This window comes from Burkholderia sp. A9, assembly GCF_000801975.1.
On sequence record NZ_JSZN01000001.1, the window covers coordinates 20040 to 37861 of the forward strand.

17 protein-coding genes are annotated in these 17822 nt (G+C 66.4%); 10 read left to right on the plus strand and 7 right to left on the minus strand.

Annotation, left to right across the window (positions count from 1 at the left end; translation table 11 throughout):
- The 6 genes from PI86_RS00080 (at position 1) to lpxC (ending at position 6137) form a co-directional block, all read left to right on the plus strand.
- Positions 1–942, plus strand: a complete 942-nt coding sequence (locus PI86_RS00080; protein ID WP_039317325.1) for a D-alanine--D-alanine ligase — start codon at positions 1–3, stop codon at positions 940–942.
- 19 nt (positions 943–961) lie between these two features.
- Complete coding sequence (locus PI86_RS00085) at positions 962–1714, plus strand: cell division protein FtsQ/DivIB (RefSeq protein ID WP_039317328.1); 753 nt, start codon at positions 962–964, stop codon at positions 1712–1714.
- 26 nt (positions 1715–1740) lie between these two features.
- Positions 1741–2973, plus strand: a complete 1233-nt coding sequence (gene ftsA / locus PI86_RS00090; RefSeq protein ID WP_014898179.1) for a cell division protein FtsA — start codon at positions 1741–1743, stop codon at positions 2971–2973.
- Between the two features lie 111 nt (positions 2974–3084).
- A complete protein-coding gene (gene ftsZ, locus PI86_RS00095) occupies positions 3085–4281 on the plus strand; it encodes a cell division protein FtsZ (RefSeq protein WP_014898178.1) in 1197 nt (398 codons plus the stop codon).
- A gap of 191 nt (positions 4282–4472) precedes the next feature.
- Positions 4473–4979 (plus strand): peroxiredoxin, encoded by a 507-nt coding sequence (locus tag PI86_RS00100; protein ID WP_039317331.1) that lies wholly within the window; start codon positions 4473–4475, stop codon positions 4977–4979.
- A 240-nt stretch (positions 4980–5219) separates the two neighbouring features.
- Positions 5220–6137 carry a UDP-3-O-acyl-N-acetylglucosamine deacetylase gene (gene lpxC, locus PI86_RS00105; protein ID WP_039317455.1) on the plus strand — a complete coding sequence of 306 codons (918 nt, stop codon included), beginning with the start codon at positions 5220–5222 and terminating at the stop codon, positions 6135–6137.
- 78 nt (positions 6138–6215) lie between these two features.
- Here lpxC and PI86_RS00110 read toward each other — a convergent pair whose 3' ends face one another.
- On the minus strand, positions 6216–6695 hold the full coding sequence (locus PI86_RS00110) for a DUF721 domain-containing protein (RefSeq protein WP_039317458.1): 480 nt from the start codon (positions 6693–6695) through the stop codon (positions 6216–6218).
- A 268-nt stretch (positions 6696–6963) separates the two neighbouring features.
- Here PI86_RS00110 and secA point away from each other — a divergent pair, with 268 nt between their 5' ends.
- The 4 genes from secA (at position 6964) to PI86_RS00130 (ending at position 12491) form a co-directional block, all read left to right on the plus strand.
- Positions 6964–9762, plus strand: coding sequence for a preprotein translocase subunit SecA (gene secA / locus PI86_RS00115; protein ID WP_039317334.1), 2799 nt, complete (start codon positions 6964–6966; stop codon positions 9760–9762).
- A 144-nt stretch (positions 9763–9906) separates the two neighbouring features.
- Positions 9907–11148 (plus strand): bifunctional glutamate N-acetyltransferase/amino-acid acetyltransferase ArgJ, encoded by a 1242-nt coding sequence (argJ, locus tag PI86_RS00120; RefSeq protein ID WP_039317337.1) that lies wholly within the window; start codon positions 9907–9909, stop codon positions 11146–11148.
- Between the two features lie 18 nt (positions 11149–11166).
- Complete coding sequence (locus PI86_RS00125; protein ID WP_014898172.1) at positions 11167–12036, plus strand: ATP-binding protein; 870 nt, start codon at positions 11167–11169, stop codon at positions 12034–12036.
- Positions 12033–12491, plus strand: a complete 459-nt coding sequence (locus PI86_RS00130; protein WP_014898171.1) for an NUDIX domain-containing protein — start codon at positions 12033–12035, stop codon at positions 12489–12491. Before PI86_RS00125 ends, PI86_RS00130 begins: the two co-directional genes overlap by 4 nt.
- Positions 12492–12552: 61 nt before the next feature.
- Here PI86_RS00130 and PI86_RS00135 read toward each other — a convergent pair whose 3' ends face one another.
- From PI86_RS00135 to PI86_RS00160, 6 genes are all read right to left on the minus strand, one after another.
- Complete coding sequence (locus PI86_RS00135; protein WP_039317342.1) at positions 12553–12753, minus strand: DNA gyrase inhibitor YacG; 201 nt, start codon at positions 12751–12753, stop codon at positions 12553–12555.
- 28 nt (positions 12754–12781) lie between these two features.
- A complete protein-coding gene (gene zapD, locus PI86_RS00140) occupies positions 12782–13537 on the minus strand; it encodes a cell division protein ZapD (protein ID WP_014898170.1) in 756 nt (251 codons plus the stop codon).
- 109 nt (positions 13538–13646) lie between these two features.
- On the minus strand, positions 13647–14255 hold the full coding sequence (coaE, locus tag PI86_RS00145; protein WP_039317345.1) for a dephospho-CoA kinase: 609 nt from the start codon (positions 14253–14255) through the stop codon (positions 13647–13649).
- Between the two features lie 84 nt (positions 14256–14339).
- Positions 14340–15251: a prepilin peptidase gene (locus PI86_RS00150; protein ID WP_039317348.1), complete on the minus strand. Its 912-nt coding sequence runs from the start codon at positions 15249–15251 to the stop codon at positions 14340–14342.
- A gap of 45 nt (positions 15252–15296) precedes the next feature.
- The gene (locus tag PI86_RS00155) at positions 15297–16502 is read right to left on the minus strand and encodes a type II secretion system F family protein (protein ID WP_039317461.1); all 1206 of its coding nucleotides are present in this window, start codon (positions 16500–16502) and stop codon (positions 15297–15299) included.
- Positions 16503–16507: 5 nt separating this feature from the next.
- Positions 16508–17785, minus strand: coding sequence for a GspE/PulE family protein (locus PI86_RS00160; protein ID WP_039317351.1), 1278 nt, complete (start codon positions 17783–17785; stop codon positions 16508–16510).
- Between the last annotated feature and the right edge of the window lie 37 nt (positions 17786–17822).

Genomic DNA, 17822 nt, shown 5'->3' on the forward strand with positions numbered 1-17822 from the left:
ATGAGCGGGATCGATCCGAAACGTTTCGGCAAGGTGGCAGTGTTGTTCGGCGGCGAATCCGCCGAGCGCGAGGTGTCGCTCACCTCGGGCCGCCTCGTGCTGCAGGGCCTGCGCGACGCGGGCGTCGACGCGCATCCGTTCGACCCGGCCGAGCGGCCGTTGTCGGCGCTGAAGGACGAAGGCTTCGTGCGCGCGTTCAATGCGCTGCATGGTGGCTACGGCGAGAACGGCCAGATCCAGGGCGCGCTCGATTTCTACGGGATCCGCTATACGGGCAGCGGCGTGCTCGGCTCGGCGCTCGGCCTCGACAAGTTCCGCACGAAGCTCGTGTGGCAACAGACGGGCGTGCCGACGCCGCCGTTCGAGACGGTGATGCGCGGTGACGACTACGCGACGCGCGCGACGGAAATCGTCGCAAAGCTCGGCCTGCCGCTGTTCGTGAAGCCGGCGAGCGAAGGCTCGAGCGTCGCGGTGCTGAAGGTGAAGACGGCCGACGCGTTGCCCGCCGCACTGTCGGAAGCCGCGACGCACGACAAGATCGTGATCGTCGAGAAGAGCATCGAAGGCGGCGGCGAATACACCGCGTGCATCGCCGGCGACCTCGACCTGCCGCTGATCAAGATCGTGCCGGCGGGCGAGTTCTACGACTACCACGCGAAGTACGTCGCCGACGATACCCAGTACCTGATCCCGTGCGGGCTGCCGGCCGAACAGGAAACGGAACTGAAGCGCATTGCGCGCCGCGCGTTCGACGTGCTCGGCTGCACCGACTGGGGCCGGGCCGACTTCATGCTCGACGCCGCCGGCAACGCGTATTTCCTCGAAGTGAACACGGCCCCCGGGATGACCGACCACTCGCTGCCGCCGAAGGCCGCGCGCTCGATCGGCATCAGCTATTCGGAGCTGGTCGTGAAGGTGCTGTCGCTTACGCTCAACGACTGACGCAGGAACGGAACGAAGTATGTGGAACAACGTTCGCCAACTCAACCTTGCCGCCAGCGCGCTGTACGCGCTGCTGCTGCTCGTGTTGGCGGCGGCCGGCTGCTACTGGCTGATCCAGCGTCCGACGTTCGCGCTGCGCGAAATCCGGATCGATGGCGACACCGAGCACATCAACACGCCGACGGTGCGCGCGGGCGTGGTTGGCCGGCTGAAGGGCAATTTCTTCACGGTCGATCTCGACACGGCGCGCGCCTCATTCGAGCAGATGCCGTGGGTGCGCCACGCGAGCGTGCGCCGCGTGTGGCCGAATGCGCTGGCTGTCACGCTCGAGGAGTACAAACCGCTCGGGACCTGGGGCAGCGCGCAGCTCGTGAGCGTCGACGGCGAGCTGTTCACCGCGAACCAGGGCGAGCTGGATCAGGAGCTGCCGGCGTTCGACGGCCCGGAGGGCAGTGCGAAGGAAGTCGTCACGCGGTATCGCGACTTCGCGAACTGGTTTGCGCCGCTGAAGGCGGCGCCGGAAGAAGTGACGCTGTCGGCGCGCTATGCGTGGACGGTGAAGCTGTCGAACGGCATGCAGGTCGAACTGGGCAAGGAGCGTACCGGCGAAACCCTGCATGACCGGAGCCAGCGCCTCGTCGCCGCGTGGCCGGCCGTCACGGAGCGCTGGGGCAACGACATCGAGTACGCGGACCTGCGTTATCCGAACGGATTCGCGATTCGTGCGGCAGGCATGCGGTTCCTGACCGATACCGACAAGCGCAAGAAGTAACGATAGATCACACGCAAGAGCACTTTATGAGCAAAGACTACAAGGATCTGCTGGTTTCCCTCGACATCGGCACGTCGAAGGTGGTGGCCATCGTCGCCGAGCTGAAGGGCGAGGGCCATTACGAGGTGATCGGCCTCGGCCAGAGCGAATCGAAAGGTCTGAAGAAGGGCGTGGTGGTCAACATCGAGGCCACCGTGCAGTCGATCCAGCGCGCGCTCGAGGAAGCCGAGCTGATGGCCGATTGCAAGATCACCAACGTGTTCACGGGGATCGCGGGCAGCCACATCCGCAGCTTCAATTCGAGCGGGATGGTTGCGATCAAGGACAAGGAAGTCACGCAGACCGACGTCGCGCGCGTGATCGAGACCGCGAAGGCGATCAACATCCCGACCGACCAGCAGGTGCTGCACATCCTCACGCAGGAATTCATCATCGACGGCCAGGAAGACGTGCGCGAGCCGATCGGGATGAGCGGCATCCGCCTCGAGGTGAAGGTGCACATCGTGACGGGCGCGGTCAGCGCCGCGCAGAACATCGTCAAGTGCGTGCGCCGCTGCGGGCTGGAAGTGAACGACCTGATCCTGCAGCCGCTCGCGTCGTCGCTGGCCGTGCTGACGGAAGACGAGAAGGATCTCGGCGTGGTGCTGGTCGACGTCGGCGGCGGCACGACCGACATCGCGATCTTCGCCGAAGGTGCGATCCGCCACACCGCGGTGATTCCGATCGCCGGCGACCAGATCACGAGCGACATCGCGATGGCGCTGCGCACGCCGACGCCGGACGCGGAAGACATCAAGGTCGGCTACGGGATCGCGAAGCAGGCGCTCGCCGATCCGGACGAGATGGTCGAAGTGCCGGGCCTCGGCGAACGCGGCCCGCGCACGCTGTCGCGGCAGGCGCTCGCGGCCGTGATCGAGCCGCGCGTCGAGGAACTGTTCTCGCTCGTGCAGCAGGTCGTGCGCGAGTCGGGTTACGAAGAACTGCTGAGCTCCGGCGTGGTCATTACCGGCGGGGCTTCGATGATGCCGGGCATGGTCGAGCTCGGCGAAGACATTTTCCTGAAACCGGTGCGCATCGGCGCGCCGGAATATGCAGGCGGCCTCGCCGACGTCGTGCGCAATCCGCGCTACTCGACGGCGATGGGCCTGCTCGTCGAAGGGAGTGCGCAGCGCATGCGCGGCCGCAAGGTCGCCGTGCAGTCCGGCAACGCGGGGCAGGTCTTCTCGCGGATGAAGGAATGGTTTCTGAGCAACTTCTGACCGACCGAATCGAAATTCGCGCTGGTGCCGGCGGCTGGCGCGCGACAGGGGGTTGCCCGATCTCCTGCCGAATAACGGCCGAGTAGGTTTATTTTCTTGACGGAGGCAACAATGGAATTCGAAATGCTGGAAACCGAAACCAACGGCACCATCATCAAGGTGGTCGGCGTTGGCGGCGCTGGCGGCAATGCCGTTCAGCACATGATCAACCGCGGCGTGCAAGGCGTCGACTTCATCGTGATGAACACGGATGCCCAGGCGCTGTCGCGTTCGCGCGCATCGTCGGTGATTCAGCTGGGCAACACGGGCCTCGGCGCCGGTGCGAAGCCGGAAATGGGCCGTGCCGCGGCGGAAGAAGCGCGCGAGCGCATCGCCGATGCACTGCGCGGCGCGCACATGGTGTTCATCACGGCCGGCATGGGCGGCGGCACGGGCACGGGCGCAGCGCCGGTGGTCGCGCAGATCGCGAAGGAGATGGGCATCCTGACGGTGGGTGTCGTCAGCAAGCCGTTCGAGTTCGAAGGCGGCAAGCGGATGCGCGTCGCGGAAGCAGGTTCGCAGCAACTGGAGGATCACGTCGACTCGCTGATCGTCGTTCTGAACGACAAGCTGTTCGACGTGATGGGCGACGACGCCGAGATGGACAAGTGCTTCCAGTGCGCGGACGACGTGTTGAACAACGCGGTTGCAGGCATTGCTGAAATCATCAATGTCGATGGCCTCGTGAACGTCGACTTCGAAGACGTGAAGACGGTGATGGGCGAACAGGGCAAGGCGATGATGGGCACGGCGACGGTCGCCGGCGTCGATCGCGCACGCCTCGCGGCGGAACAGGCCGTGGCGAGCCCGCTGCTCGAAGGCGTCGATCTGTCGGGCGCGCGCGGCGTGCTGGTCAATATCACGTCGAGCCGTTCGCTGCGCCTGTCGGAAACGCGCGAAGTGATGAACACGATCAAGAGCTACGCGGCGGAAGATGCGACGGTGATCTTCGGTGCGGTGTACGACGACGCGATGGGCGATGCACTGCGCGTGACGGTCGTGGCGACGGGTCTGGGCCGTGCGGCGAAGAAGCAGCAATCGGCTCCGATGACGCTGCTGCGTACCGGTACCGACAACCAGCCGGTCAGCGCGGTGTCGCACGGCTATGCACAGCAGCATCACGTCAGCACGGCCGACTACGGCGCGCTCGATACGCCGGCGGTGTGGCGCAATTCGCGCGAAACCGCGGCATCGCACGTGCAGGCGCTGCAGGAGAAGGGTGTCGACACGTACGACATCCCGGCTTTCCTGCGCAAGCAGGCTGACTGACGACGCACACACAGGCGAAGCCGCGGCGGGGTCGCCGCGGTAACGCCGGCGTGACGGATGCTACGGACCACGACAGGCCGCGTCGGATGCGACGCCGGGCCGGGAAACGTGCCCTCTTCGCATGAGCGGAGCGGGATGGGACGTGCTGTCCGCAATACGCCGAAAAACCGAATCGCTATGAGGGACCAGCCATGATTCAAGTGGGCGACGCGCTGCCCGACGCGCAACTGTTCGAGTTCATCGACGACGCGCGCGAAGGCTGCACGCTGGGGCCAAATGCCTACAGCGTGCGCGACCAGGTTGCGGGAAAGCGGGTGGTGATCTTCGGATTGCCGGGCGCTTTCACGCCGACCTGCTCGGCGCAGCATGTGCCGGGCTATGTCGAGTACGCCGAGCAACTGCGCTCGGCGGGCATCGACGAGCTCTGGTGCGTGTCCGTCAACGACGCATTCGTGATGGGCGCATGGGGACGTGATCTGCACACCGCGGGCAAGGTGCGCATGATGGCGGACGGCAGCGCTGCTTTCACTCATGCGCTGGGGCTGACGCAGGATTTGTCCGCGCGTGGCATGGGAATCCGTTCCCTGCGCTACGCGATGGTGGTCGACGACGGTGTGGTCAAGACGCTGGCCGTCGAAGCGCCGGGCAAGTTCGAAGTGAGCGATGCGGCGAGTGTGCTTGCGACGTTGAAGTCCTGATCGTGCGGTGCGCCGTTGCCTGCCGGCAACGCTGCTCACCCGCCTCGGGACAGTTGTAACACGGGCCGATGACCGGAAACGCCTCCGTTCCGGGCATCGGCCCGTCCCGTATCGGCGCGGGTAAACAGTCGAAACAGATTGATACGCAGTTTCAAACAGCGTCGAATAGGGAATTACGCTATAATCCCACCTATTGAATATAACTCCTGATTGATATTCTCAATCAAGATGAAGAACACCATGCTGAAGCAGCGCACCATCAAATCGATCGTGAAGACCGTGGGCATCGGTCTCCACTCGGGCCGCAAGGTTGAACTGACGCTCCGTCCGGCCGCGCCGGGCACGGGTATCGTTTTCTCGCGCGTCGACCTGCCCACGCCCGTCGACATTCCGGCATCCGCGATGTCGATCGGCGACACGCGGCTCGCGTCGGTGCTGCAGAAGGATGGTGCGCGCGTGTCGACCGTCGAGCACCTGATGTCGGCGTGCGCCGGCCTCGGGATCGACAACCTCTATGTCGACGTGACGGCCGAGGAAATCCCGATCATGGACGGCAGCGCCGCGTCCTTCGTGTTCCTGATCCAGTCGGCAGGCATCGAGGAGCAGAACGCGCCGAAGCGCTTCATCAAGGTGAAGAAGCCGGTCGAGATCCGCGACGGCGACAAGTTCGCACGCCTCGATCCGTATTTCGGTTTCAAGCTGAAGTTCACGATCGACTTCCGTCATCCGGCCGTCGACAAGACCGGCCAGGAACTCGAGGTCGACTTCGCGAACACGTCGTACGTGCGCGAGATCGCGCGCGCGCGCACGTTCGGTTTCGCCCATGAAGTCGAGATGATGCGCGAGCTGGGCCTCGCACGCGGCGGCAGCATGGACAACGCGATCGTGCTCGACGAATACCGGATCCTGAACAACGACGGGCTGCGCTACGACGACGAGTTCGTGAAGCACAAGATGCTCGACGCGATCGGCGACCTGTACGTGGTCGGTCATCCGCTGCTGGCGTCGTACACGGCGTACAAGTCGGGGCACGGGCTGAACAACGCGCTGCTGCGCGAACTGCTCGCGAACGAAGACGCGTACGAGATCGTCACGTTCGAGGATCCGCAGTCCGCACCGAGCGGCTTCGCGTTCGACACGCAGACGGCCTTCGCGTAACCGGCGTCCGGCGCAAGCGATAAAAAAAGCGACCTTCGGGTCGCTTTTTTTGTTGGTCGGCCGTTGTTTGCGCTGTGCTCAGCGTGGCGATTTCGCGCCGTGCCGCGCGGCCATCCGCGCCAGCGCGGCCTGCAGTGGCGACGGCTCGAGGTGGTCGGCGAGGTCGCGCAACGCGGCGGCGCCGACGGACGTCATCCGCGCCTGCTTTACATGTGGCGGCGGCGGCGCGTCCTTCGGACGGACGCGCACGCGCAGCGCGGCGACCGGCCAGCCGCGCTTCTGGAGATCGGCGAGCAGCCGCGGCTCGACCTGCCGCAGTCGGGCTGCGAGCGCGTTGTGCGCGGCAAAGAGGGTCAGGGTGCCATCCTTGATTGAGCCCGGTTCGACATGATTCGCCAGGTAGTCGGGCAGGAGCGCGGAGAGGTCGCGTTGCAGCGACGCGACCTGTTCGACGCCGGCGCGCAGCGCCGCGAACGCGTCGGTGCGGTTGAGCACTTCGGACACGGGTTGCGGGCGATACGCGGCGACTGGGCCGAAACGCTTGGAAAATCGATTCATCGAGGCATTCTTCGGGCGCGCGAGCGCGCGGACGTTGACGCCGATTGTACCCCGCGCCGGCCCGCGCACGCGCGGCTTTCGGGCCGTCCGCGCGGTTGTCGGCGCCCTTTCCCCGCATGGTGCGGGTCCGGCCGGGACACGGGCGCAGGCGTCCCCGCGTGCTAAAATTCCTCGTTTGATTCCACTAATTCGCTAAGCCGCCGAGGCTCGGGCGTCGGGGCGCGCACTACGCGCCGGGCGCCGGTGCTGCGACGCAGGATCCGATCCGATGACAACCGGTTTTCTCCAGAAAATTTTTGGCAGCCGCAACCAGCGGCTCGTCAAGCAATACCAAAAGACCGTCGCGACGATCAATGCGCTCGAAACGCAGATCGAGAAGCTGACGGACGACCAGTTGCGCGGCAAGACGGATGAATTCCGCCAGCGGATCGCGGGCGGCGAGTCGCTCGACAAGCTGTTGCCCGAGGCGTTCGCGGTCTGCCGGGAGGCGAGCCGCCGGGTGCTGAAGATGCGCCACTTCGACGTGCAGATGATCGGCGGCATGGTGCTCCACTACGGCAAGATTGCGGAAATGCGCACCGGCGAGGGCAAGACGCTCGTCGCGACGCTGCCGGTGTACCTGAATGCGCTGGCAGGCCGCGGCGTGCACGTCGTGACGGTCAACGACTACCTCGCGCAGCGCGACGCCGAATGGATGGCGCGCCTCTACAACTTCCTCGGTCTGTCGGTCGGCATCAACCTGTCCGGCATGGAGCACGACCAGAAGCAGCAGGCCTACGCGTCGGACATCACGTACGGCACGAACAACGAGTTCGGCTTCGACTACCTGCGCGACAACATGGTCTACGAGACCGACGCTCGCGTGCAGCGGGCACTGAACTTTGCAGTCGTCGACGAAGTGGACTCGATCCTGATCGACGAGGCGCGTACGCCGCTGATCATTTCGGGTCAGGCGGAAGATCACACCGAGCTGTACGTGCGGATGAACGCACTGCCGCCGCTGCTCGAGCGCCAGATCGGCGAGGAGAAGGCCGACGGCACGGGCGTCGAGAAGCCGGGCGACTACACGCTCGACGAGAAGGCGCGCCAGGTGTTCCTGACGGAATCGGGTCACGAGAAGGCCGAGCGGCTGCTCGGCGAGTGGGGCCTGATCGGCGAGGGCGAAAGCCTGTACGCGCCGCAGAACATCACGCTGATGCACCACGTGTACGCCGCGCTGCGCGCACACACGCTGTTCCACAAGGATCAGCACTACGTCGTGCAGAACGGCGAAGTGGTCATCGTCGACGAATTCACGGGCCGCCTGATGGCGGGCCGCCGCTGGTCCGACGGCCTGCACCAGGCGGTCGAGGCCAAGGAGCACGTGAAGATCCAGAGCGAGAACCAGACGCTCGCGTCGATCACGTTCCAGAACTACTTCCGGATGTACGCGAAGCTGGCGGGCATGACGGGTACCGCGGACACCGAAGCGTACGAATTCAACGAGATCTACGGCCTCGAGACGGTCGTGATCCCGACCAACCGTCCGCCGAAGCGGCTCGACAAGCAGGACCAGATCTACAAGACGGCCAAGGAGCGCTACGACGCGGTGATCCGCGACATTCGCGAGTGCTACGAGCGCGGCCAGCCGGTGCTGGTCGGCACGACGTCGATCGAGAACTCGGAACTGCTGTCGCATCTGCTGAAGCAGGCCGGGCTGCCGCACGAAGTGCTGAACGCGAAGCAGCACGAGCGTGAAGCCGCGATCGTCGCGGAAGCCGGCCGTCCGAACCGCATCACGATCGCGACCAACATGGCCGGTCGCGGTACCGACATCGTGCTCGGCGGCAACGCCGAGAAGCAGGCTGCGTTCATCGATGCCGACGACGCGATTCCGGCCGACGAAAAGGCACGCCGCATCAAGCAGTTGCACGACGAGTGGGAAACGCTGCACGAACAGGTGAAGGCCGCGGGCGGCCTGCACATCATCGGCACCGAGCGTCACGAATCGCGCCGGATCGACAACCAGCTGCGCGGCCGTGCGGGCCGCCAGGGCGATCCGGGCTCGTCGCGCTTCTACCTGTCGCTCGACGATCCGCTCCTGCGCATCTTCGCGGGCGACCGCGTGCGCTCGATCATGGATCGCCTGAAGATGCCGGAAGGCGAGGCGATCGAGGCCGGCATCGTCACGCGCTCGATCGAATCCGCGCAGCGCAAGGTCGAAGCGCGCAACTTCGACATCCGCAAGCAGCTGCTCGAATACGACGACGTGTCGAACGACCAGCGCAAGGTGATCTACCAGCAGCGCAACGAACTGCTCGAAGCCCACGACATCACCGAGACGATCTCCGCGATGCGTCACGGCGTGATTGCCGAAGTCGTCCACCAGTTCGTGCCGGAAGGCAGCATCGAGGAACAGTGGGACGTGCCCGAGCTCGAGGAAGCGCTGCGCAACGACTGGCAGCTCGACCTCGCGATCCAGGAAATGGTGAACGAGTCGTCGTCGATCACGGCCGAGGAGATTCTCGACGCCGTGACGACCTCCGCCGACGAGCAGTACGAGGCCAAGGTCGCGCTGGTCGGCCGCGAATCGTTCAGCGCGTTCGAGCGTTCGGTGATGCTGCAGACGGTCGACCGCCTGTGGCGCGAACACCTCGCGGCGCTCGACCACCTGCGCCAGGGCATCCACCTGCGCGGTTATGCGCAGAAGAACCCGAAGCAGGAATACAAGCGCGAAGCGTTCGAGCTGTTCGCCGCGATGCTCGAGGCGATCAAGCAGGAAGTCACGCGCATCGTGATGAACGTGCAGATCCAGTCGCCGGAGCAACTCGAGGAGGCCGCCGAGCAGATCGAGGAGCGCGGCGGTCATCTCGAGAACGTCGAATACCAGCACGCCGACTATGCGGAATCCGGCGCGCCGGTCGCGAACGTCGCGGCCGCCACCGCGGCCACGGCGACGGCCGACATGGTCGGCAGCGCGATGACCCACAGCGGCCCCGGCGGCGAGATGCCGAAGGTCGGCCGCAACGACCCGTGCCCGTGCGGCAGCGGCAAGAAGTACAAGCAATGTCACGGGAAGCTGTCATGATCGGCGGCGGCGCGCATCGCGCGTGCCGCTTCGTTCGCAGCTTCGAGTCAGTGATGTGAGTTGCGGCGGCCCGCTCGTGCGGCCGCCGGTTCTTCCAATCGATGCCGGCGCGTGCCGGCATTTTCCATCCGGCAGGTGTGCCCCATGGCTGTCAATTTTCCGTCGATCGATCCCGCCCAACTGCATCCCGTCGCCGGCGTCACGCTCGGCTGGGCGGAAGCGAACATCCGCAAGCCGAATCGCAAGGACGTGCTGGTCATTTCCGTCGAAGAAGGGGCGACGGTCGCCGGCGTATTCACCGAAAACCGCTTCTGCGCCGCGCCCGTGACGGTGTGCCGCGAACACCTGGCAAAGGTGCGCGCGGGCAGCGCAGGCATCCGCGCGCTCGTCGTGAATACGGGCAATGCGAATGCGGGCACCGGCGAGCCGGGCCTCGTGAACGCGCGCGAAACCTGCTCGGAACTCGCACGCCTCGCGGGCATCGACGCCGCGCAGGTGCTGCCGTTCTCGACCGGCGTGATTCTCGAACCGCTGCCGATCGACCGCCTGAAGGCCGGGCTGCCGGCTGCGCTCGCGAACCGCAAGGCCGCGCACTGGTTCGACGCCGCGCAGGCGATCATGACGACCGACACGCTGCCGAAGGCCACGTCGCGCCAGGTGACGATCGACGGCCACACGGTCACGCTGACGGGCATCAGCAAGGGTGCGGGCATGATCAAGCCGAACATGGCGACGATGCTTGGCTTCCTCGCATTCGACGCCAATGTCGCGCAGCCGGTGCTCGATACGCTCGTGAAGGAAGTGGCCGACCGCTCGTTCAACTGCATCACGATCGACGGCGACACGTCGACGAACGACTCGTTCATCCTGATCGCGTCGGGCAAGAGCACGCTGCCCGCGATCACGTCGACCGATTCGCCGGCCTATGCGGCGCTGCGCGACGCGGTCACGCAGGTCGCCCAGGTGCTGTCGCAGCTGATCGTGCGCGACGGCGAAGGCGCGACGAAATTCATGACGGTGCAGGTCGAAGGCGGCAAGAACGTCGCCGAGTGCCGCCAGATCGCGTACGCGATCGGCCATTCGCCGCTCGTGAAGACGGCCTTCTATGCATCCGACCCCAACCTCGGCCGAATTCTCGCGGCGATCGGCTATGCGGGCGTCACGGATCTCGATGTGGGCAAGATCGATCTTTATCTCGACGACGTGCTCGTCGCGAAGGCCGGGGGCCGCAACCCGGCGTACCAGGAAGAAGATGGCCAGCGCGTGATGAAGCAGAGCGAAATCACGATTCGCGTGCTGCTCGGCCGTGGCGACGCGCACGCAACCGTCTGGACGTGTGACCTGTCGCACGATTACGTGAGCATCAACGCGGATTACCGCTCCTGATCGGAGCGCTTGAAGAACATGGACAAGCTCGAACAGTTTCTGACGCGCGCGGAAGCGTTGCTCGGCCGCCTCGAGGGGATACTGCCGCCCGCGCCGACGGCCGTCGACTGGAATGCCGCTACCGCGTTCCGCTGGCGCAAGCGCCAGGGGCGTGGCTATCTGCAGCCGGTGCCGGCTGCGTCGTCGATCACGCTCGACGACCTGCACAACATCGATCGGCAGAAAGGGTTGATCGAACAAAATACGCGACAGTTCGTGCAGCGCAAGCCGGCGAACAACGTGCTGTTGACCGGTGCCCGCGGCACCGGCAAGTCGTCGCTGATCAAGGCGTGCCTGAACGCGTATGCGAAGGACGGGCTGCGCCTGATCGAGGTCGACAAGGACGACCTGCATGACCTCGGCGACATCGTCGAGCTGATCTCGCAGCGTCCGGAGCGGTTCATCGTGTTTTGCGACGACCTGTCGTTCGAGGAGGGCGAATCGGGCTACAAGGCGCTGAAGGTCGCGCTCGACGGCTCGATTGCCGCACAGTCCGACAACGTGCTGATCTACGCGACGTCGAACCGCCGTCATCTGTTGCCCGAATACATGAGCGACAACGAGTCGTACAAGCATCTGCCGGACGGCGAGATCCATCCCGGCGAAGTCGTCGAGGAGAAGATCTCGCTGTCGGAGCGCTTCGGCCTGTGGGTCAGTTTCTACCCGTTCAAGCAGGACGACTACCTCGACATCGTCGCACACTGGCTGCGTCATTTCGGCTGCGCGGACGCCGAGATCGAGACCGCGCGCGGCGACGCGCTCGTCTGGGCGCTCGAGCGCGGTTCGCGCTCGGGGCGCGTCGCGTGGCAGTTCGCGCGCGACTGGTCGGGCCGCAAGGAGCAGGCATGAGTGTGGATTCCGCAGCGGGCGCGGTGCGCGCGCCCGACGGCCGCAAGGTGACGGAAGTCGCGGTCGGCGTGATGGTGCAGCCGGACGGGCCGGTCGGCCGCAGCCGTTACCTGCTCGCGCAACGGCTGCAGGGCAAGCCGTACGAAGGCTACTGGGAGTTTCCGGGCGGCAAGCTGGAGGTCGGGGAGAGCGTCGAAGACGCGCTGGCGCGCGAGTTGCACGAGGAACTCGGCATCGTCGTCACCGCCAGCCACCGCTGGCATACGCTCGAGCACGATTATCCGCACGCGTACGTGCGGCTCTATTTCTGCAAGGTGACGGGCTGGACGGGCGAGCCGCACAGCAAGGAAGGGCAGGCGTTCGTGTGGCAGCAACTGCCGGTCGACGTCGCGCCGCTGTTGCCGGCTGCGCTGCCGGTGCTGGAACTGCTCGAGAAGGAAGCGGCGTCGCAATGACGCCGTGGCGGCCCGCCTGAAAGGCGGGCCAGATCCGCCGACGGGCGGTGCCGTGCGCCGTTCAGCTGTCGCGGCGGCCGTCGGTGCCGTCCTCCTCCGACGACGGACCTTCGTCGGAGGATCCTCCGATCCGGTACTTTTCCGCGGCCCATGCGCCGAGGTCGAGCTGCTTGCAGCGGGCCGAACAGAACGGACGGAACTTGTTTTCAGGCGTCCAGCGCACTTCTGCGCCGCACGAAGGACATTTCACAACAGTAGTCATACGAAAGCGTCGGACCGGCACGCGGCCGTTACAGATTGCACAGGGTCAGATGGAACGGCACGTCGATGTCCACCGCGCGCGGCCGCACGTCGCCGTCCTGCATGGTGAACCGTACCCACAGCATGTATTTGTTGGCGCTCGCTTCGGGAATCACGCGCAGTTCCGGCGGCACGCGTACCTGCATCAGCTGGTAGGTGCGCCCCGACAGCATCTGCTGGTAGCTGCCCTGCATCGCCATCACCTTCGACGCCTGGCCTGATTCGCGCGCAAGCCGCAGCACGATCGCCGCGGCGTCGCGCAGCGGCAGCAGCGGCAGGATCCATTTCGCGATGTCCTGGCGCCGCTGTTCGGCGGGCCATTGCTGCCAAGCATAGTAGGACGGCAGGTCGAACTTGCACGTGCCGCCGGGAATCACTGCGCGGCTGCGGATGCTGGCGAGCCACTCGTTGTCGACCAGATGCTGCCCGGTCTTGCCCTGCATCTGCGCAAGATTGGCGAGCGTCTGCTCGATTTCGCCGAGCACGGCTTCGAGCGCGTTCTGCTCGATGCCCGGATTGCCGCGAAAGGGGGCGAGCGTCTGGCGCTGACGTTCGAGCTCCTTCATCAGATCCGATTTCAGATCCGCGCGGCCTGTCACCTCGGCGATTTCGAACAACGTCGTCAGCGCGACGTGGTGTTCACGCGGGTCTTCCTGAGCCAAAAAGAACGCGAAGCGCTCGAACAGGTCTTCGAGGCGCAACAGCGTGCGAATTCGCTCGTTGAACGGATACTCGTAAAGAATCAAGCGCGCTCGCCTCTCGGGTAAGGATTGAAACAATGCAGGACATTCTAATGCTCACTCTCTACCCTAGCAACGCGCCAATTTCGTACGCCATCACGATTGCGCGCGCCGATCAGCGTGTAGCGCCCGCGAATCCGAGATAGCGTTGATGCAGTGCATCGACCTGTGCGGCGAGCGCATCGGGCGTCGTTGCATCGTTGACGATCACGTCGTCGGCCGCCGCGAGACGCGCTTCGCGCGTCGCCTGTCTCGCGATGATCGCTTCGACCTGTTCGCGCGTGAAACCATTGCGCCGCATAACACGTGCGATCTGCGTTTCGACCGGACAGTCGACGACGAGCACCCGATTGCTGCGCGCCTTCCAATTGCCTGACTCCACGAGCAGCGGCACGACGAACATCACGTAAGAGCCCTGCGCTTCGCGGGCTTCGCGATCGGTCTCCGCACGGATCAGCGGATGCGTGATCGCTTCGAGGCGCCGGCGTGCGTCGTCGTCGCTGAAAATCAGTGCACGCATCCTGGCGCGATCCATCGAGCCGTCCGCCGCGATGAAATCCGGCCCGAATGCCTGTTCGATCGCCGGCATCGCGAGACCAGCCGGTGCGGTGATGCGGTGCGCGATCAGATCGGTATCGACGAGCGATGCACCGCGTACGGCGAACAGGTCGGCGACGGTCGTCTTGCCGCTGCCGATGCCGCCGGTGAGTCCTATTGCAAACATGTCAGCCTCCGCCGGGCCGCCACAAGGAAGCGCATCGCCTCCCCGCGGCGCAGCGAACAAAGCGGACGCGGGCGGTGCATCATGTCAGCCGCCGAGCGTCAGATAAAAAGGGGTGCCGAAAAACAGCGTCGCGACGCCGCCCGCAGCGAGGAATGGACCGAACGGAATCGGCTCCTCGAAGCGCATGCGGCCGCGCCAGGTCGCGATGAGTCCGACGATCGCGCCCGTCACCGCGGCGAACAGCACGACCTGCGGCAGCGCGGTCCAGCCCATCCATGCGCCGAGCGCGGCAAGCAGCTTCAGGTCGCCGAAGCCGATGCCCTCGATGCCGCGCAGCCATTTGAACAGCCAGTAGATCGACCACAGGAACAGGTAGCCGGCCATCGCGCCGATCACGGCCGAGCGCAGCGACGTAAACGTGCCGGCGAGGTTCAGTGCGAGCCCGGCCCACAGCAGCGGCAGCGTCATCGAATCGGGCAGGTAGCCGGTCCGGATATCGATTGCGCTCATCGCCAGCAGCGCGGCGCACAGCCCGAACGCGGCGAGTGCGGCGACGGTGGGGCCGAACGCGGCGAGCGAACCGGCCGCCAGCAGCGCACCCGCGAGCTCGACCAGCGGATAGCGCACGCCGATCGCGTGGCCGCACTGACGGCAGCGCCCGCGCAACATCAGGTAGCTGAAGAGCGGGATGTTTTCCCATGCGCGCAGCACGTGGCCGCAGTGCGGGCATGCGCTGCGCGGGCGCCACAGATCGTAGTGCGCCGGATAGCCGTCGTCCGGCGCCGCGCTCGCGTTGCCGGTCGCTTCGGCGATTTCGGCCTGCCACGCGCGCTGCATCATCACCGGGATCCGGTGCACGACGACGTTCACGAAGCTGCCGACGCACAGACCGAGCACGATGGCGAACGCATACTGCACCGCGGGTGGCAGCATCGCCAGCGCGAGCAACGTGCTGTCGGGCGAATCGAAAACGGTGTTCAGGGGCGCGGGCGTCATGGGGCTCGGGTTCGGGCTCGAAAGGCGACAGAATCGGTTGCGATGCTACACCACGTTGCCCAGCTGAAGGATGGGCAGATACATCGCGATCACGAGGCCGCCGACGAGTGCGCCCAGCACGATCACGATCAGCGGCTCGCCGAGCGCGGCGAGCGCATCGAGACGCGCGTCGAGCTGACGCTCGCATAGCGCGGCGATGTCGGCGAGCATCGTGTCGAGCGCGCCGGTTTCCTCGGCGACGGCGATCGGCTGCACGACGTCGTCCGGGAAGCAGCCGGCCGCATGCATCGCATCGGCAAGCCGCGCGCCGCGCAGCACGCGTGTGGCGATCTGTGCGGTGGCCTGCTCGAACACCGGATGGCCGGCCGTGCGTTCGAGCGTCGCGAATGCATCGGCGAGCGGTACGCCGGCGCCGAGCAACGTTGCTAGCGAGCGGCACCAGCGCGCGGTGGCGAATCGCCTGAGCGCGTTGCCGACCAACGGCGCGTCCAGCAAGTGCCGCGCGGCCGCATGGCGCAGCGGTGGCGAGCGCCGCAGCACGTGGCGCGCGGCGAACCCCGCCGCTGCGGCGCCGGCCACGAGCGTGCCGCCCCAGGCCGAGGTGGCGGAAGACAGCGCGAGCAGCACGCGGGTCGGCGCCGGCAGCGCTGCGCCGAAGCCGTCGAAGATCTGCCGGAACGCCGGCACGACCCACACCATCAGCGCGGCCGAGATCGCGAGCGCGAACACGATGACGGCAGCCGGATAGGCGAGCGCGGCGCGCAGCTTGCGCCACTGCGCATCCGCGCGCTCGCGGTGCTCCGCGACGCGGGTCAGGACGGTGCCGAGCGCACCCGATGCTTCGCCGACCTCGATCAACTGGCGATACAGCGTGCCGAACTGGGACGGATAGCGTGCAAGCGCGGCGGCGAAGCGCTCGCCACCGACGATCTCGCGCGCGAGGCCAGCGGCGATGCGCGGCAACCCGTCACGCGTACGGGTGCGGGCGAGCATCTCGAGCGACGGGGCGAGCGGTAGCCCGGCCTGCAGCAGGCTCGCGAGTTGACGCGTGAAGCGCGTGACATCCTGTGCATCGGCAGCGGGCGGCCGGGCCGTGCCGCGGGCGTCGAGCGACAGCACCGCGATGCCGTCGCGCGCAAGCGCCGCGCGTGCCGCGGCTGCATCGAATGCGATGACGATCCCGCGACATGGCGTGCCGTCGCGACGACGGCCGCGCCATGCGAAGCGGGTTTCGTGCGGTGGCATGCGCATCGCGATCACGCGTCCGGCGTCGCGGCCAGCGCTTCCGCCACGCTCGTCGTGCCGTCGCGAACATGCGCGAGTGCCGCGGCGCGCAGATTGCGCACGCCCTCGGCCGCCGCGCATTGCGCGAGTGCACCAACGCTTGCGCGCGCGACGATGCGCTCCGCCATCTCCGATGAAACCGGCATCGTCTGATGCAGGCCGATCCGGCCTCGATAACCGATGCCGTGACAGGCAGCACAGCCGCGTGCGACGAACGGGCGCCATCCGGCCTCCAGGGCTGCCGTATCGCAGCCGGATTCGCGCAGCACGCGCAGCGGCGCGTCCGAATGCGCGCGACATGCGGTGCACAGGCGTCGAACGAGGCGTTGTGCGGTGACGAGGCGCAACGCGGCCGCGAGGTTGTACGGTGCGACGCCGATGTCGAGCAGTCGCGCGACGGCGGCCGGCGCGTCGTTCGTGTGCAGCGTCGACAGCACGAGGTGGCCCGTCTGCGCGGCCTTGATCGCGACGTCGGCCGTCTCCGCATCACGAATCTCGCCGACCATGATGACGTCCGGATCCTGCCGCAGCAGCGCGCGTAGCGCGGTGGCGAAGGTGAGCCCGGCCTTTTCGGCGACGCCGACCTGGTTGATTCCGTCGAGCTGAATCTCGGCCGGATCCTCGACCGTGCATACGTTATGCGCGTCGCGGTCGAGCATCTGCAGCGCGCAGTAGAGCGACAGCGTCTTGCCGCTGCCGGTCGGGCCGGTGACGAGCACGAGACCGTGCGGTGCGCGTATCGCGGCCTCCATCGCGGCGGCTTGCCGCGCGTCGAAGCCGAGGCGCGCGAGCGTGAGGTCGGGCGGCAGCGTTTCGAGGCGGCGCAGCACGAGCTTCTCGCCGAACAGCGTGGGCAGCGAGCTGACCCGGTAGTCGCCGCGCATGCCGCCGTCGACCGCGATGCGCAGCCGGCCGTCCTGCGGGAGCCGGCGTTCGGCGATGTCCATGCGTGACAGCACCTTGATCCGCGTCACGAGCGCGTCGCGCAGATGAGCGGGCGGTCGCGCGTGTTCATGCAGCATGCCGTCGATGCGCAGGCGGATGCGCCAGCCGGCTTCGAAGGGTTCGACGTGGACGTCGGATGCGTCGCGCACGCGTGCGGCATGAAGCGTGTCGGTCAGCAGCCGTACGGCGGGTGAATCGTCGAGTTGCGTCGCATCGAGCGGGCGGGGCGCGTCGGCGGGCGACGCGTCGGACGGAACGGGCGGCCGCTGCGCATGCAGCGGCGCCCCGGAAGCAGGGAAATGCATGTGAGCCGGCACTCGGCCGCCTGTTGATCGTGACCTG

What these genes read in the sequence shown, in the direction of transcription:
- PI86_RS00080 (WP_039317325.1), top strand. Translation starts at nt 1, where the DNA reads ATGAGCGGGATCGATCCGAAACGTTTCGGCAAGGTGGCAGTGTTGTTC.
- PI86_RS00085 (WP_039317328.1), top strand. Translation starts at nt 962, where the DNA reads ATGTGGAACAACGTTCGCCAACTCAACCTTGCCGCCAGCGCGCTGTAC.
- ftsA (WP_014898179.1), top strand. Translation starts at nt 1,741, where the DNA reads ATGAGCAAAGACTACAAGGATCTGCTGGTTTCCCTCGACATCGGCACG.
- ftsZ (WP_014898178.1), top strand. Translation starts at nt 3,085, where the DNA reads ATGGAATTCGAAATGCTGGAAACCGAAACCAACGGCACCATCATCAAG.
- PI86_RS00100 (WP_039317331.1), top strand. Translation starts at nt 4,473, where the DNA reads ATGATTCAAGTGGGCGACGCGCTGCCCGACGCGCAACTGTTCGAGTTC.
- lpxC (WP_039317455.1), top strand. Translation starts at nt 5,220, where the DNA reads ATGCTGAAGCAGCGCACCATCAAATCGATCGTGAAGACCGTGGGCATC.
- PI86_RS00110 (WP_039317458.1), bottom strand. Translation starts at nt 6,695, where the DNA reads ATGAATCGATTTTCCAAGCGTTTCGGCCCAGTCGCCGCGTATCGCCCG.
- secA (WP_039317334.1), top strand. Translation starts at nt 6,964, where the DNA reads ATGACAACCGGTTTTCTCCAGAAAATTTTTGGCAGCCGCAACCAGCGG.
- argJ (WP_039317337.1), top strand. Translation starts at nt 9,907, where the DNA reads ATGGCTGTCAATTTTCCGTCGATCGATCCCGCCCAACTGCATCCCGTC.
- PI86_RS00125 (WP_014898172.1), top strand. Translation starts at nt 11,167, where the DNA reads ATGGACAAGCTCGAACAGTTTCTGACGCGCGCGGAAGCGTTGCTCGGC.
- PI86_RS00130 (WP_014898171.1), top strand. Translation starts at nt 12,033, where the DNA reads ATGAGTGTGGATTCCGCAGCGGGCGCGGTGCGCGCGCCCGACGGCCGC.
- PI86_RS00135 (WP_039317342.1), bottom strand. Translation starts at nt 12,753, where the DNA reads ATGACTACTGTTGTGAAATGTCCTTCGTGCGGCGCAGAAGTGCGCTGG.
- coaE (WP_039317345.1), bottom strand. Translation starts at nt 14,255, where the DNA reads ATGTTTGCAATAGGACTCACCGGCGGCATCGGCAGCGGCAAGACGACC.
- PI86_RS00150 (WP_039317348.1), bottom strand. Translation starts at nt 15,251, where the DNA reads ATGACGCCCGCGCCCCTGAACACCGTTTTCGATTCGCCCGACAGCACG.
- PI86_RS00155 (WP_039317461.1), bottom strand. Translation starts at nt 16,502, where the DNA reads ATGCGCATGCCACCGCACGAAACCCGCTTCGCATGGCGCGGCCGTCGT.
- PI86_RS00160 (WP_039317351.1), bottom strand. Translation starts at nt 17,785, where the DNA reads ATGCATTTCCCTGCTTCCGGGGCGCCGCTGCATGCGCAGCGGCCGCCC.